The following is a 15,468-nucleotide window of genomic DNA, read 5'->3' as shown; positions in this document are numbered from 1 at the left end:
AGGTCTCTATAAAGATTCTGCACCACCTATAACTTCAATCAAATCAGTTGTAATTGCTGCTTGACGAGAACGATTATAAAGCAGTGCTAGTTTATTCAGCATTTCTTTAGTGTTTCTGTTTGCTGATTCCATAGCAACCATTCTAGCACTATTTTCACTTGTTGCACTTTCAAGTGAGGCGGAGTAAAGAGCAACTGCAATGTAATCTTGAATCAAAGATTTTAAAATAAATTCAACATTTTGTGGTTCATATTCATAGCTATAATCTGTCGTTGAATTAGCTAGAGAGTTATCAATCAAGGATGAGCTTTTACTCCATGGTTTTATTGTTTCCAACATTGGTTTTTGCGTGAAGGTATTATAAAATTTGCTATACAAAACTTTAACCTTATCATATTTACTTAAGTCTATATCACTAACCAAAGCTTCTATATGCTTTAGCGTGATTTCCTTATTACTTTCAACCTTCAAAATACTTTTAGAGTCAAATCTACCCTTACCTATCTCAAAAGCTTTTTTACCAAAAAATACAATATTTACTTTCTTGCCACTTACAATTAATTTATTTATATGCTTCTGGCTAAATCTGATAACAGAAGAGTTAAAGTTACCACACAAGCCACGATCAGACGCAATAACAAATATTAGGTAAGAATCGTCTCCATTGACATTTAGAACTCTTGCCAGTAAATCTTGATCAATTGACAGCATTGATGAAGAAATAATTCTATGCAGCTTAGATATATGCAATTTTGAATTTGATAATTTTTTTTGGCTTTGTAATAATTTTGCTGCAGAAACCATTTGCATTATTTTCGTGGTTTTCTGCACAGACTTAATATTCTTAATTCTTAAGGACAGTTCCTTCAAGCTCTTCATTTTGTATACAACCCCAATTTATTAAAATATATAACTGGTAATGTCTAAAAACAAGTTTTTTTAATATGGAATTGGCCTTTCTTAATAATTAACAAGAGCATTTTACTATAAAGCTTTATTGTATATACAATCAAAACTATTGCAGCTCGAACACTTATAATCCCATTGCTTTAGCTCTCTATTACAACCAGTACATTTCCAACTTGGATCAGGAACAGCTTCTGAGTCCATTTTGTTTAACCAATAAATTGCTTGATCATACTCTTGCAACATAATCTTGAGCCGTATCATAACAAGATAAATTGATATATAGTTAGCTTTTTTCATAGCAGTATCTAAATACTGACTTGCAAGATCATATTTACCCAAACTAATTGAAGACGAAGCAAGTAAACAGTAACTAAAATAATAATCAGGACGTAAGTTGTATAATCCTTCAGCACCTTTATTATTTAACTTGATATACATTCTAGCTGATTGAGGAGTAGGATTTACCCTATGCTCTTCCTCTAATACTGCGGAAGCTTTTCTGATTTTTTCAAGTTTGATATATAATTCTGCCTTTAAATAATTGATGGGCTGAAAAGTTGCATAATAACTTTGTGCTTTAGCTAAATAATCTATAGCTTTGTAAAAACTTCCTTTACCTTCGTATTGCTTTGCTAAAGCGCAATAAAAAACCGCTAACATCTTTTTACGATCAAAGGAAAGAAAAATATTGAATTTGATAGCTTCCTTTAACTTTGAAATTGCATTTATCCAATCTTCTTGCAATATACAATGCTCTATTTGAAAGGGAATAGACAGAATTTTATCATTAATTGAACTAGAGCAATATTCTATAAATTTTTGAAAGACTGATCTTTCTTGCTTTAGGTGAACAATCAATTTATTGACCAGAAGTAGAGCTAAGTTGCGATTTTTACTTGCAATACTCGTCAAATTATGGCTAAAAAAGCTGTAATTTCCCGTTTTACCTGAATTAAAGAGCTTTACTAAAGATAATTTATCGCTTTCTTCATTTAGATTTTTAATTAGCTTATTAGTGTTCTCTATATCACCTAAGTCTAAGCTAAAGAAAGCTTCAAAGAGAAGCAATTCTTCCCTACTTCTTCTTCTATTTTTTATGTTAGCAAATGTTGATGAAATAGAAGAACAAAAACGTGCAACTCCAATCAATAAAAATAATAGAACTACACAAGCAAGAATAACGAAATACAGATCAATACTTATAATATAGCTGCCTAGCTCTAACTTGACTACTTCACCACTAACCTTAACCCATATCCCAAATAAAAAAGAGAGAGCAAAAATTATAAAATAACTCATGAGATGTATTGTAATAAGTGATGATATATTGTTGAAGTATTCTTGAAAGCCACAATAAAACCATTCAATTTATTAAGCCATGGCTTAAATTCCGGGTATGTTAAATCGCTTATTATGGTTTCTATGCTCTGCCAATCATTATCGCTTATTGACTCCTCAATTTCGATAAACTTTGCTCTTAATGGATCATTTTTATCTTTTATTTTCATCCAATTTGAAATAATTTTTTTAAACAATGTACTTTTATTATAGTCAATAACAGCAATATTCTTCTCAAAAGACAATTTTAAACCGTGTAAAGTATCTACCTCTTTCAAATTTTCTAGCTCATTTACTGCATTTTCTATTTCTGGATCGTCAAGCTCTGATACCAAAGGCTTTATTGAATTTATATGATTATCAAACTTTGTTTCTTGCAATAATGAATTCCTCATTTTAACTACAAGTAGAAGTAACTTTGCGAGGTTCTTATGCCTTGAACTACCGTCACCTTGCTCACATTGAGTGTGCAGATTTCTCTTTAAATCAAATATCTTTTTCTCTACCTTAAATTGATTAACTTCAAGTAACGTTCTAAGCTCGTCTATCTTTTCCGTTAGAGCATTTATACTGTCTTCACTTTCTTGCTGATTTATTTTAAAAAATATTATGTTATTTATTGCAATACAGCTGACAAACAATAATACAATTAAGAACCAACCTATATATTTTTGTTGAGTATCATTCATAACGTAATATCTCCACAGGATCTTGTGCAGCTGCTTGCAACGCAGGGGGAATTGTCGCTAAAAATGATAAGAACAATGCAAGTACGGAAATGTTCACCACATCTTGAGTGGATAGTATTACTGGCAAGCTTGAAAAAAAATGTATCATAGGATCAAGCAATTTGACATTAGTAATGCTTTCTAAAAACACTCTAATATTCTCAATGTTGAGAGAAAAAATAACCCCTATAATAGAGCCAAGACAAGTTCCTGCAAAACCAATTAGTAGTCCACAAGCGCAAAATATGCGCATAATGCTTCCACTTGTTGCACCAAACGTACGCATGATTGCAATTGCAGATTTCTTTTCTCGCACTATCATCATCAAACTTGAAACAATATTAAATGCTGCTACAACTATAATCAAAGTAAGAATTAAAAACATCACATTTCTTTCAGTTTTTAAAGCATTAACATAATGGCTTTGCTGAGATTGCCAACTTTCAGCTTTCATCCCTGTTTCTTTTGCTATAGCATCTGCCAGCTTATTAGCCGCAGCGATATCGTCTACAAATACTTCTATATTTCTTATACTATCTTTATAATTAAAAAAAGCCTGAGCTGATTTCATGGGCATGTACATCAAGGTATTATCATACTCAAACATACCCATATCAAATATGGCTACAACTTTATATTCTTTCATTCTTGGCATTTCATTAAACAATGCATCAAATCCTTCAGGCGATACAAGCATAATATTATTACCATAATCAATCTTCAAAGCTTCTGCTAACCTTGCCCCTATTATTATCCCTTCATCAAATTTTTCCATATTACCCACAATCACATTATTTGTAACAGTAGTATTATTAAATAAGTCTTTAGCTGATACACCTCGGACCACGCTACCTACAATTCCACCATTTGCTGCAACGATCACTTGATCATTGGTCATAGAAATGGCTTTTAATACACCTGGGATTTTCTCAATAGATTTTGACACTGCATGGTAATCTGAACTAATGTTTCTATCAAAGTAAACATTAATATGACCACTAATACCAAGTACAGAGTCAAGCAATCTTGCTCTGAACCCATTCATTACAGACATTACTACTATTAGCATTGCAACTCCAAGAGCAATACCAATAATAGAGAATAAAGTCATTATAGAACAAAATCTGGAGTTCTTTGCTCGCAAATAGCGAGCAGCTATAGTAATTTCAAATGCAATGGACATTATACTAAGATTTAAACATCATATTTTTTAGACTTCATATAATTGTAGACTTTCCTTTACCTAAAATTAGGTTGTCTAAATTTAGCAAGCTTGCAGAGTATATTCAATACCCTATATTAAAACCTTCCATATACATCGTCCAATCTTACTATATCACTATCAGATAAAAACTTCCCCACCTGAAACTCAACTATCTCAAGAGGAAAGCTTGTGCTTTTATTCTCAATTCTATGAAACACCTTCCTTGGAATCTCTATTACATGATTTTTCGCTATAGCATATGTTTTGTCATCTAAACTAACACATCCAACTCCTGATAGTATTATATGGTACTCATCTCTATAGTGGTGAAATTGCTTAGAAGTACAGCTTAGTGGATTTATAAAAAGATATTTTATAAGAAAATCCTTGCCCATTAAAACTATACTATAAAATCCCCATGGCTTAATCTCTTTCCTTATTGGCTTTGCTTCCTTAACTTTATTAATAAACAACATTAGGCTCTTATTTGGCCGTTTATAAACTCTACTTAGTAAATTTTTTGCATCATTTTCTGTCATCAAAACTGGCTCTCTTCCTTTGGTTATAGGCTGAAATGACTCCAAATTTTTACTAAATCTCTTACTTAATTCTAAAACTGAACCCCAAGTACCAACATCCATCCAATCGAAATTGGCTTCTATCATTACAACATTTTCTGCTTTTTCTATCATTAGGTGATCAATAGATATACCCTCAATTCCTGCACAATCTTGCTGTTCCAAATACAGAAATCTCTCTCGTGGTACAAAATGTTTTATACTTGCACAACATAAATTATAGAGATGCAGAGCAATTTTTTTTATCTCATCTATATAGCGTCTTGCTTTCAATACAAACATTCCAGAGTTCCAATAATGATCGTTGTCCAACTCATATTCAGGCTTTTCTATAAAGCTCTTTACTATGTGATATTTCCTTTTCTGATCATAAACTGCATTTATATAGCCATACTCAGAATTGAATTCATGAGGCTTGATCCCAAAAGTAACTATAGAGTCAGTTTCAGAGGCTAGCTTAAACGCTTTCTCAATAGAAACATAAAAACTATTCAAATCACCTATAAAATGGTCTGAAGGCAGAATTAAGATTGTCTCGTTTTTATCGCAGAGAAGTGCAGCAATTAGTATTGCCGCCGCTGTTCCAATTTTCACTGGTTCGAAAATCACTTTATACTCTCGCAGCGCATGCAACTCCTTCTTCACTAACGACTCGTACTGTATATTTGTGGCAATTATGGGTGGCATATAACCACTTTTTAGCCTCAATAAAGTGTTCTGAAACATAGTGTTATGGCTAAATATTTTTTGAAATTGCTTTGGCTTCGATAAAGGCCAAAGTCTGCTGCCACTACCACCACATAGTATTACAGGGCGCATATAGTTAAGAAATTTAATTAAATAATTAACATCTTATACTAAGAGTAAAATGCATGCAAGTTTTTGTTGTGGAATAGTTAATAAAGAAAGTAAACGTTGATTTAAAGTAATGATTGATTATTGTGGGTACATGATGGAGCACCTTTGTCTTTCTGTAAACTCCTCTCATTTTGTAATTTCTCAACATAAGTATTGCCGCTCTTTTGATTTCCAAATCCAGCTATTTCTTCATTAATTTTGTTTTGCAACTTTTCCTTTAAGCTTTCTCCAATACCTGATTTTCTAGATTTATCTATACTTTCACTACTTTTATTCAGCACCTTTTCTAAGCCTTTTTCAATATCTGGCCTCCTAGCGTTAAGCTCATCCCATGTGCCCACTATACTAAGTGGCTTATGATGCTTTTGCCCTGGCTTTAGCCTTTCTCCACCTTTAATAACATGAAAGTCACTTTTTGCTTCTTCCCAACATCCTTCCAATTGATATTTCCACATAGTGTAGTAAGCATCACCATACTTTTTTTCATTTGCTACAAATAATAAAATTGGAGCTTTAAGTATGGTAGCTCCTACATTTACTAAATTTTTTACTGCTATTGCAGGAGTAAATAAAACATAACCTAAAAACTTCGCAATTGGGTTTTGTTTGCTTATTAAATATTCCCCAAATTTTATAGGAATCAAAGTTAACAACCTAGTACAAACTTTAGCCAAGCTTGTAGCAAAAACAATAGGAACAGATATAAGACTCTTATCTAGCTCTAGATTGCCATTTTGATCTCTAATTTCTGAAAAATGGCTGCTTAGCTTCTTATAATCACTAGTGTATAATAGCTTACCGTTTCTCCCTTTCTCATCTCTATGCTCTTCATTAACCTTTCCTGTTTTATCATTGATAGAACAATCTTTTTTAGCAAGAAAAGAGGAATTAGTTAATCTAAGTAACTCAGTATCAAACTCAAAGACCGGCAAGTGTTTTTCAAGATCTATTTTTGAAAACTTAAATGGCTTATAAAATTTACTATAATCATTAACCTCACGCCTACCTTTACTAACTAAAAAGTCAATAGTAAAGTAAGATTTTTTATCAATTTCTTTAACCAAGGCTAGATCAAATTTGTATTTATTATATATAAGCTGGTACTCTGGATTTCCGTCTTTATCTTTTACAAGCTTGTCATTTTTTTTTACAACTCTCCCAGAATCTACAATCTGATCATAATTTTTTGGATATTGACACTTTCGTCCATTCTCATATATCATTATCTTTCTAAGGTCTTTGACATAAACTTGAGATTCGGATGAGGTAAATATACCCTTCACTTTTAGTATAAGATCTGTTACCCTTGTTTTTAATACCCCAAACATATTGCTAAACCAAAACCGCTATAGTTCAATAATAAAATTAGTACACTAACAATATATTAACACAGAACTGACAATTTTACAAGAAAATATGCCTGTAAAAGAAAAAGATTGTAAATGCAAGGGTTATATAAGTAATGCTTGATAAGCACTTTATACACATAACTGTAAAAATCCGTAGAGGTATATTGTATATATAATCCTCACACACTACCTGCATCCCAAGAACTGCATGCCAAAAAACACAGAATACCAATATAACAAAAAATAAAAGCTCTAGCGGGTGATTAACAGCCTGAAATAATTTTTCACTAAAAGATAAAGAGCTATCAATATAAAATGTGCAAGAAAGTGAATAAATAAACCAAGGAAATAAAAATAATAAAATCACCGCAGAAACACGCTGGATCCACCAATGATGTACTGAATTTCCAGATTGACTCATATAAGCATAAATAAAAAGGCCATAGTAGAAAGAAGTAGCGTTACTGTTAGTAACATAGCACTTTTTGAAACACTAGCAATTTCTAAATTAAGTCCAGCATCCCACAATAAATGACGAATACCATTAAGAAAATGATATAAGAAGCTTATAAAATATAAAACATAAGCTAATTTAGCAATAGGAGTAAATAATAATACATTTAAGTACTTTACTATAAATAACTTGGGAAAATAAACATATAATATGAAACACCAAGAAAGTATCATTAATAAAAGGAATAGCAAGATACCAGTCAATCTATGCATAATAGAGAAAAAACTAGTAACCTGTACTTTATATATTTGTAAATGTGGAGAAAGAGGCCTATCACTCATAAAATTCCGTTACCGGGAAATTAAAAAAAATAAAGTAGAAGTAAAGACAGCAGCATAGCACATAACAATACCACCATTTAAAATGATAAGCTATGTACAAAGCCTAAGGAGGTAATCCAGCTGCAGATTCCCCTACTGCTACCTTGTTACGACTTCACCCCAGTCACTGATCCCACTTTAAATAACTCCCTCCTTACGGTTAGGTCATTAGCTTCGAGTGAAACCAATTCCCATGGCGTGACGGGCAGTGTGTACAAGACCCGAGAACGTATTCACCGTGGCATGCTGATCCACGATTACTAGCGATTCCAACTTCATGCACTCGAGTTGCAGAGTGCAATCCGAACTGAGATGGCTTTTAAGGGATTAGCTTAGCCTCGCGACTTTGCAGCCCATTGTAGCCACCATTGTAGCACGTGTGTAGCCCACTCCATAAGGGCCATGATGACTTGACATCATCCCCACCTTCCTCCAGTTTATCACTAGCAGTTTCCTTAAAGTCCCCAGCATTATCTGATGGTAACTAAGGATGAGGGTTGCGCTCGTTGCGGGACTTAACCCAACATCTCACGACACGAGCTGACGACAGCCATGCAACACCTGTGTGAAATCCGGCCGAACCGACCCTATCCCTTCGAATAGGTATGATTTCCATGTCAAGGAGTGGTAAGGTTTTTCGCGTTGCATCGAATTAAACCACATGCTCCACCGCTTGTGCGGGTCCCCGTCAATTCCTTTGAGTTTTAATCTTGCGACCGTAGTCCCCAGGCGGAATGTTTAACGCGTTAGCTGTAATACAGAAAATAAATTTCCCATATTTAACATTCATCGTTTACAGCGTGGACTACCAGGGTATCTAATCCTGTTTGCTCCCCACGCCTTCGCGCCTCAGCGTCAGATTTGAACCAGATAGACGCCTTCGCCACTGGTGTTCCTCCTAATATTTACGAATTTTACCTCTACACTAGGAATTCCTCTATCCTCTTTCAATCTCTAGATTAACAGTTTTAAAAGCAATTCCAAGGTTAAGCCTCGGGATTTCACTTTTAACTTATTAGTCAGCCTACGCGCCCTTTACGCCCAATAATTCCGAATAACGCTAGCCCTCTCCGTATTACCGCGGCTGCTGGCACGGAGTTAGCCAGGACTTCTTCTGTGAGTACCGTCATTATCTTCCTCACTAAAAGAGCTTTACAACCCAAAGGCCTTCTTCACTCATGCGGCATAGCTGGATCAGGCTTTCGCCCATTGTCCAATATTCCCCACTGCTGCCTCCCGTAGGAGTCTGGACCGTATCTCAGTTCCAGTGTGGCTGATCATCCTCTCAGATCAGCTATAGATCATTGCCTTGGTAAGCTATTACCCTACCAACAAGCTAATCTAATATAGGCTCATCTAATAGCAATAAATTTTTCCCCCGTGGGGCGTATACGGTATTAGTTGCCGTTTCCAACAATTATTCCGTACTACTAGGTAGATTCCTATACATTACTCACCCGTCTGCCACTAAATTATACCGTAGCAAGCTACAATATAATTCCGTTCGACTTGCATGTGTTAGGCCTGCCGCCAGCGTTCATTCTGAGCCAGGATCAAACTCTCAAATTTAGACTTCAACCTATAAAAGGTTGAGGATACATCGGATAAATCCGATAAAAAATAATTTAGCTTAATACTGCTGTCTTTATTTCTACTTTAGAAATATTTTAATCTCCAACTATTCAAACAACTTTGAAAACATTATTATGTGATATAATCAATATGTCAATATGTTTTTGCAAATCAAAAGGCATTAATGTATAAATATATAATCATTTAGAATATTAACATGAAAAAATACATCTTTCTGCTTGCACTTGCGCCAATGTTAGTTGGCATCATATTATACTTATTGCATAACATTGGTAATACAAAACAATCTATAACTTCAGGTGACAAGTTTTATGAAGGATTATTCTTAAAAAAAGATAATAATCCACTGCTAGAAGAAATAGACTCAAACTGGAAGTATTTAGCAAATTTTGAACGCGCATTTAATCATATCTCAGATTCAACGCCAACAGATACAGCATCTATTTATAGTGATTTAGCAGATAATAAAGATATTCCTGATGTTTTTTGTGAATTAGCACGATACTTAGAAGTAATGAGCTCACTTCACTCTAATGGTAAAAAAATAAATCAAGAAACAATTGATAGTTTACAATCAAGTACAGTGTATCCTTATTCAAGCCAAGAAGTAACCGCTATAGTAAAGATACATAATAATGATATTAAAGGTGCAATTGAAATACTGCATTCACTATTAAATGATAGAGAATGCCCTACTCTAATCAAGGCCAATGCACAAGAATTACTTCAGATATACGAAAGCTAAAAAACTGCTTGCATAACAGCAGTGTGTTGGATTCAATGAAAGCAGAAAAAGTTGCTTTACAAATTTCATCAGTCTCCTTATTATGACATTAAGGGTATTTATGACTCAAAACTTATTTTTGACCTGCAGATTCAATAACAAAATTTAGGGTATTTATTGGTAGATTACATAAAATTATAGCGCCTGTATGTCTTTTAAATTTTTTCTACATTCAGCCAAATCGCGCTTAAATTAAGCGTTAGCAGTAGGGTCGAGAGCTGGCGCGCCTACTTTAGGGTTTGATGGCTTATCCATCACTTTCATGATGGTCCTCAATCCAAATTCCCATATTTACGTTTCCAACTCCCGCCTCATCAAACGCAGCATGCGTAGAGTAGGTAGCCAGAGAGTTACAGTTAAGCACTTTTCCAACAACCCCTCTCTGACCTTACCCAAAAAAAGTAGAGAGAAAGTTAAGACGTTTTTGCTATGAAAATGATGAATCAAAAAGTTCAGGAATGCAATGTAGAATGTCTACGTTGTTTATTATAAAAAATTTCTATATATTCAAATATTGTGGTTCTATAGCCCTTCTCATAATAGTCCAAAAAGAGTAAGATATGGATTTATAGTAGTGAAGATAAGTAGCATATAGTTATGACTTAAGGAAAAGGGTAATGGAAGCGTTGGATGAAGGAGAGAGTGGAGCCCAAGAGATTTAAGATCGGAAAAACAACTTTATATGAGTGGAAGAAAAGACGTGAGAAAACGGGAGATTTTCAGTCAAAAAAGCCTGGAAGCATGGCATAAAATTACCAACTGGAATGCATTTGCCGAATTTGCAAATGAGCAAGGTGGCAAAACTCAGTCAGAGATGTTGGGGCAATATTAGTAGACAATCGAGCACTTAAAAATATAGGATTCACAAGAAAAAAAAGACCTATGGATACAAAGAAAGAAATGAGGAAAAGCGATCTCAATTTGCAAAGGTTATAGCGACAAAAGAACTTAAAGAATTGGTGTATATAGATGAGTCTGGCATTGATAGCAGTGAACTTATGGATATTGTCAGAAGGGAAAGCGGTTTTATGCTCTAAAATCTGGTAAGAAAACTCAACGAATCAGTATGATTGCAGCCTTAAGTGGAAGAAAGGTAGTTGCTCCGTTAACCTTTACTGCAATATGTTAATAAATGGTTTGAGCAGTTTCTGACACCGATCTGGACAAACTTGATAATGCTACTTTTCATAAGTCTAATAAGATTTGCTAAAGGGGTTGGTGCAGAAATTTTATATCTGCCTCCGTATTCTCCAAATTTTAACAAAATTGAGCATAATTGGTTTGCTATAAAAAACAGAATCAGGAACTCTATTCACATCTTTTCGTCATGCTGTCGATTCTTCCTTCTTATGACCTTTCTGGACTATTATGAGAAGGGCTATACTCTAGAAAGCTGATTTATACTACCAATCCAATTGAGGGGTTATATAGACAAATCAATTAAAACTAAAGACCAGTACAAACGCCTTGTACAAACAGGTATATTGCGCTATAAAGAAAGTAGAGCAAAAATGGCTCTGTCTAATTGGGCTTTAACTATGTCTCAACTTGATATCTTTTTTCCTGGTAGGTTAAGAATTGAGTTGAACTAAAAATTCGGTTTGACACAGTTTATTTAACCATACGCGTCAAGTTAAGGAAAAGTGGCATAAGAAAGATACCATCTTGCTAGTCAACAAAAAAATTACTCAAGCTGTATCATAAAATCAAAAAATACTTCTGATTGTGTAACAGTACACAGATTACAGTTAGTGAATATGTTGAATGGATTGGAAGCATTTTTTGATTTTATGATACAGCTTGAGTAATTTTTTTGTTGACTAGCAAGACGGTTGTAAGTTGGAAATATGATATAAAAGAAGCAAGAAGGAAGGTAGCTCTATAAAAAAATATAGTTATCAAAGGCTTGAGCGACCGTAAGACGGTAGTATTACACATACGTAGATATCAAGGTACTCAAGCCTATCCTTCGAGACGTTTGAATAGTTGTTTGGGACATACATATGCACCTGTTTACAATCTTAAATTTTAACTTAAACTCTCGAGGTTCTTTATGGTTATATCTTATCAAAATTTTATTGGCATTGATATCGGAAAACTTGAATTTGTCATTGCAGTGAATGAACAAAAAAGTGTTATCAAGTTTGACAATAGTTGTTCTGGCTGGAAACAATTTTACCAAAAATTTTCAAATATCTTACCCAATTCCATGATAATTTTAGAAGCTACAGGAGGCTATGAGCTTGGCTTATTGTATTTTCTTATTGACAGAAACATTGCTGTGCATCGTGCTAATACTCGTCAAGTTAAAAACTTCATTCTATCTCATGGAACTTTGGCAAAGACTGACAATCTGGATGCAAAAGCGCTTGCCCAATATGGTGTTGAGCGTTGTGGACGTCTGCAGCTATTTACACCTATCTCAAAAGAACAAACCACCTTATTTACACTTTGTCAGCGTCGTGATGATATTACAAAAATGCTTGTTCAAGAAAAAAATAGGCTTAAAACTCCTGGAAATGATTACATTAAGGAAAGTTGTCAACAAACTATTGAATTCCTCAATAATCAGGTAGAAAAGCTTGATCAAGCTATACAAAAAATAGTCAATGAAAACCCTGAACTGAACCGATACCAGAAGATTCTTGAAACAGTTCCTGGAATAGGTAGAAAAACCTCTCAATGTTTATTGTGCCTTATACCGGAACTTGGTTCCTTAAACAAAAGGCAAGTTGCAAGCCTTGCAGGTGTTGCACCTCATCCTAAGGAAAGTGGTAAAGCTATTGGTTACCGAAGGATTATAGGTGGAAGAAGTAACGTTCGTTCAAAGCTTTTCACAGCTGCTATGGCTGCTAGAAACTCCAAGTCAGAACTTGCTGCTTTTTATTGTAAGCTTATTGATAGTGGTAAAAGAAAGATGGTAGCACTCACTGCACTTATGCGTAAAATTATAGTCATCGCCAATGCCAGACTTAAAGAAGCAATTAATTTGCATGTTTAGAAATTTACATGGCAATAATTAAAATTAGTTAATGAATATGTGCGTCCACACACACACTAAACGCACATATTCATTGGCTTAAGCAAGGTAGTAGCTGTTTGATATAAAATTCTATTCTTATACGACAAAATGGGGTTTTATTGCCCATATGAAGTTGCAAAATTACACAAATAAAAAATTTTTAAACATAGTTGATATCTTTCTTATGCCACTTTTCCTTAACTTGACGCCTATGATTAAATAAACTGTGTCAAGCCGAGAAGAAAAGTCCCTGAAGAAGAAAGGAATCAAAGAAGAGATGATAAACATATTGTACAAGATGATCAATCTGTCCATAGAAGTCCAATAGTTAAAAGGACAAATTTTTTTGCTAAAAAACTGGTTGAATCCACGAAAGCCAATAAAGAAGAGTTAAAAAAAGCAGCGGTTTCTTACGTAGAAAGTATAGAGCTATTAAAACAATATCAGAATGATGAAATAAGGCTAGGACTTCTTAGTTTAACTGATAATGAAAAAAGAAGTGTAATGGAGGAAACATTACGTAAGACTGATCCTATACCAGGTGATGAAGAATTTATTAAGGCTGTTATTGATAAAGCCGAGCAAGCACTAGAGCAGAAGTACTTAAGAAAGAACTGCCACGGGGAATATGACCAGGGATACCCTACAGAGAGGATGCAGTATGATTACGCAAGGGATGACGCAAAAATTACTATACCTGAATCTATAGGTTATATAAAACTACTTATTGATAATTTTTCTGTTCCATTACAAAGAAAAAAAAGAATTGCTAGTTACTCTTATGGAGCAAAACCCAAGTTTGGTAATGAGCAAATTATCTAAGGTAAAAGAAAAACTTGGAAATAGCGTAATTCTCAATAAAGAATAGTTTAATAAAATAGAATTACATGGATTATTAAATGATATAGACGAAGATAGAAAAGTAGATGAGTTGTTTAAAGAAATCAGTGGTCTAGATATAGAAAAGGTCTGGAGAGAGCAAAAAGAGTTCGTTCTTCTAAAACAAATATATATAGCAGCAACAACGTATGGTGAAAATAGCAGTGCTTGTCTACAAGGTACATGGAGCCAAATTATTGGTAGTATAAACGAAATTAGCTCCAAAATCGTGGCACAATATGATCAACATTTAAAAGAAGAACAAGAGCTAGAAGCACGAAAAGATGTTATTACAGAAGAAAATATTAAGCCATTTATGGAAGGTTTAGCTAATAAGCTAATTCAATATGTGGAACTTCATCCAGAATTAAAAAAAGCTCTTGGAGATTTTGTATTAGCTATAGCTATAGTAGATACTACTAAACCTGAAGAAATTACCTTTGAACAGCAAAAAATTCTAGCAGAGATAAATAAATACTTTAGCGAAAATATTAAGGGTGTTTTACAGAATTACAATAAAGACATACCAAGTAGAGGTGAATACGCTCTTGTTATCGAGGGATTGTCAGAGATAGAAGTAATGCAACGCTTTGCACAAGAGCTATTTAATCAGCAGGAGAATATCGCAAGAGAAACGGAAGCTCAAATTGATGGAGATGATAATAATGCTGCTCCACGAATTGAAAAGAAAACTATTGTAGCTGCTTCCACGCTAACAATAGCTTGAGTTGCTTTAGGTGTAGCTATTGCAGTTTACTTAGAAATGTTAGCAGTGGGAATAGCAGTTGGAGCTTGTTGTCTTGTTGCTGCTGCAATCATATGCTATTGTAATAGTCCTGCAAATTTACTTAAAGATAGCAATGCTGAAGTTGTAGTGAATCAAATAACAGTGGCAGAATTATAACTTAAGGTAAGGAGAAGCAGGAGGGTTGGCTTTATTACATGGCTACCTATGAAAGGCCAACTATGCAAGCAACTTACTGAAAATCTTATTTTTTTGTAATCAATTTATCCAATTTTAGTGGGAGTGTTGAATTTACTAACTTTTCATAAGTGAGATTAAAGAATTACAGAAGATTTAATAATTTATAGACTCTTCCAAAGAAATTATCTTTCTGTCAGCTTCTCTTATCGATGATAGTTCTAGTTCTTTATAGTCTACCAAACCGGTAGTTCTATTTGCTATTTTTTGACTCATGTCAAACCTCCATTTTTTATGTTAATTTATTACTTCTTTCTTGATTCTTTTATTAAAATATGTAATAGTTAAATTATATTGTCTTTTTAGTGGGAGGAGATTATGGGTGGTCGTATTACTTGTATTGGCATTGATGATTAGAGATATATATTTAATACGGTAGAAGGTGACAGTAGCTTAGATGAGCATAATGT

At 33.9% G+C, this 15,468-nt stretch carries 13 protein-coding genes, 1 rRNA gene and 2 pseudogenes; 7 read left to right on the top strand and 9 right to left on the bottom strand.

Features of this window, described 5'->3' with window-relative positions; translation table 11 throughout:
- Positions 1-6: 6 nt before the first annotated feature.
- From atpG to ABLO99_RS02110, 9 genes are all read right to left on the bottom strand, one after another.
- Positions 7-879, bottom strand: a complete 873-nt coding sequence (gene atpG / locus ABLO99_RS02150; protein ID WP_349968064.1) for an ATP synthase F1 subunit gamma — start codon at positions 877-879, stop codon at positions 7-9.
- Between the two features lie 105 nt (positions 880-984).
- Entirely contained in the window at positions 985-2,208 is a 1,224-nt protein-coding gene (locus ABLO99_RS02145) for a tetratricopeptide repeat protein (protein WP_349968063.1), read from the bottom strand.
- A complete protein-coding gene (locus ABLO99_RS02140; protein WP_047759437.1) occupies positions 2,205-2,936 on the bottom strand; it encodes a hypothetical protein in 732 nt (243 codons plus the stop codon). The genes ABLO99_RS02145 and ABLO99_RS02140 overlap by 4 nt, the downstream gene beginning before the upstream one ends.
- Complete coding sequence (locus ABLO99_RS02135; protein ID WP_349968061.1) at positions 2,929-4,158, bottom strand: lipoprotein-releasing ABC transporter permease subunit; 1,230 nt, start codon at positions 4,156-4,158, stop codon at positions 2,929-2,931. The genes ABLO99_RS02140 and ABLO99_RS02135 overlap by 8 nt, the downstream gene beginning before the upstream one ends.
- Positions 4,159-4,274: 116 nt before the next feature.
- The gene (locus ABLO99_RS02130) at positions 4,275-5,576 is read right to left on the bottom strand and encodes a sugar phosphate nucleotidyltransferase (RefSeq protein WP_349968059.1); all 1,302 of its coding nucleotides are present in this window, start codon (positions 5,574-5,576) and stop codon (positions 4,275-4,277) included.
- A 101-nt stretch (positions 5,577-5,677) separates the two neighbouring features.
- Entirely contained in the window at positions 5,678-6,943 is a 1,266-nt protein-coding gene (locus ABLO99_RS02125) for a hypothetical protein (protein ID WP_349968056.1), read from the bottom strand.
- A gap of 76 nt (positions 6,944-7,019) precedes the next feature.
- Entirely contained in the window at positions 7,020-7,385 is a 366-nt protein-coding gene (gene sdhD / locus ABLO99_RS02120) for a succinate dehydrogenase, hydrophobic membrane anchor protein (RefSeq protein ID WP_153295603.1), read from the bottom strand.
- Positions 7,382-7,759 carry a succinate dehydrogenase, cytochrome b556 subunit gene (gene sdhC / locus ABLO99_RS02115; protein WP_047759433.1) on the bottom strand — a complete coding sequence of 126 codons (378 nt, stop codon included), beginning with the start codon at positions 7,757-7,759 and terminating at the stop codon, positions 7,382-7,384. The genes sdhD and sdhC overlap by 4 nt, the downstream gene beginning before the upstream one ends.
- Positions 7,760-7,863: 104 nt before the next feature.
- A 16S ribosomal RNA gene (locus ABLO99_RS02110) occupies positions 7,864-9,367 on the bottom strand.
- A 220-nt stretch (positions 9,368-9,587) separates the two neighbouring features.
- On the opposite strand from ABLO99_RS02110, the gene ABLO99_RS02105 reads away from it, so the two are divergent.
- The 7 genes and pseudogenes from ABLO99_RS02105 (at position 9,588) to ABLO99_RS02075 (ending at position 14,980) form a co-directional block, all read left to right on the top strand.
- Positions 9,588-10,136: a hypothetical protein gene (locus ABLO99_RS02105; RefSeq protein WP_349968054.1), complete on the top strand. Its 549-nt coding sequence runs from the start codon at positions 9,588-9,590 to the stop codon at positions 10,134-10,136.
- Positions 10,137-10,792: 656 nt separating this feature from the next.
- Positions 10,793-11,528 (top strand): annotated as a pseudogene (locus ABLO99_RS02100) (transposase).
- A 34-nt stretch (positions 11,529-11,562) separates the two neighbouring features.
- A pseudogene (locus ABLO99_RS02095) lies at positions 11,563-11,767 on the top strand (IS256 family transposase); the annotation flags it as partial.
- A 461-nt stretch (positions 11,768-12,228) separates the two neighbouring features.
- Positions 12,229-13,176, top strand: a complete 948-nt coding sequence (locus ABLO99_RS02090) for an IS110 family transposase (RefSeq protein WP_349967103.1) — start codon at positions 12,229-12,231, stop codon at positions 13,174-13,176.
- A gap of 525 nt (positions 13,177-13,701) precedes the next feature.
- Positions 13,702-14,019, top strand: a complete 318-nt coding sequence (locus tag ABLO99_RS02085; protein ID WP_047759610.1) for a hypothetical protein — start codon at positions 13,702-13,704, stop codon at positions 14,017-14,019.
- 109 nt (positions 14,020-14,128) lie between these two features.
- Positions 14,129-14,803 carry a hypothetical protein gene (locus tag ABLO99_RS02080; RefSeq protein WP_349968052.1) on the top strand — a complete coding sequence of 225 codons (675 nt, stop codon included), beginning with the start codon at positions 14,129-14,131 and terminating at the stop codon, positions 14,801-14,803.
- A gap of 36 nt (positions 14,804-14,839) precedes the next feature.
- A complete protein-coding gene (locus tag ABLO99_RS02075) occupies positions 14,840-14,980 on the top strand; it encodes a hypothetical protein (protein ID WP_153295642.1) in 141 nt (46 codons plus the stop codon).
- Positions 14,981-15,468 lie beyond the last annotated feature (488 nt).

Source organism: Wolbachia endosymbiont of Armadillidium arcangelii (assembly GCF_040207875.1).
Taxonomy (GTDB): Bacteria; Pseudomonadota; Alphaproteobacteria; order Rickettsiales; family Anaplasmataceae; genus Wolbachia.
Note: the sequence above shows the minus strand (reverse complement) of the source record. Positions and strands in the feature narration are given on the sequence as shown.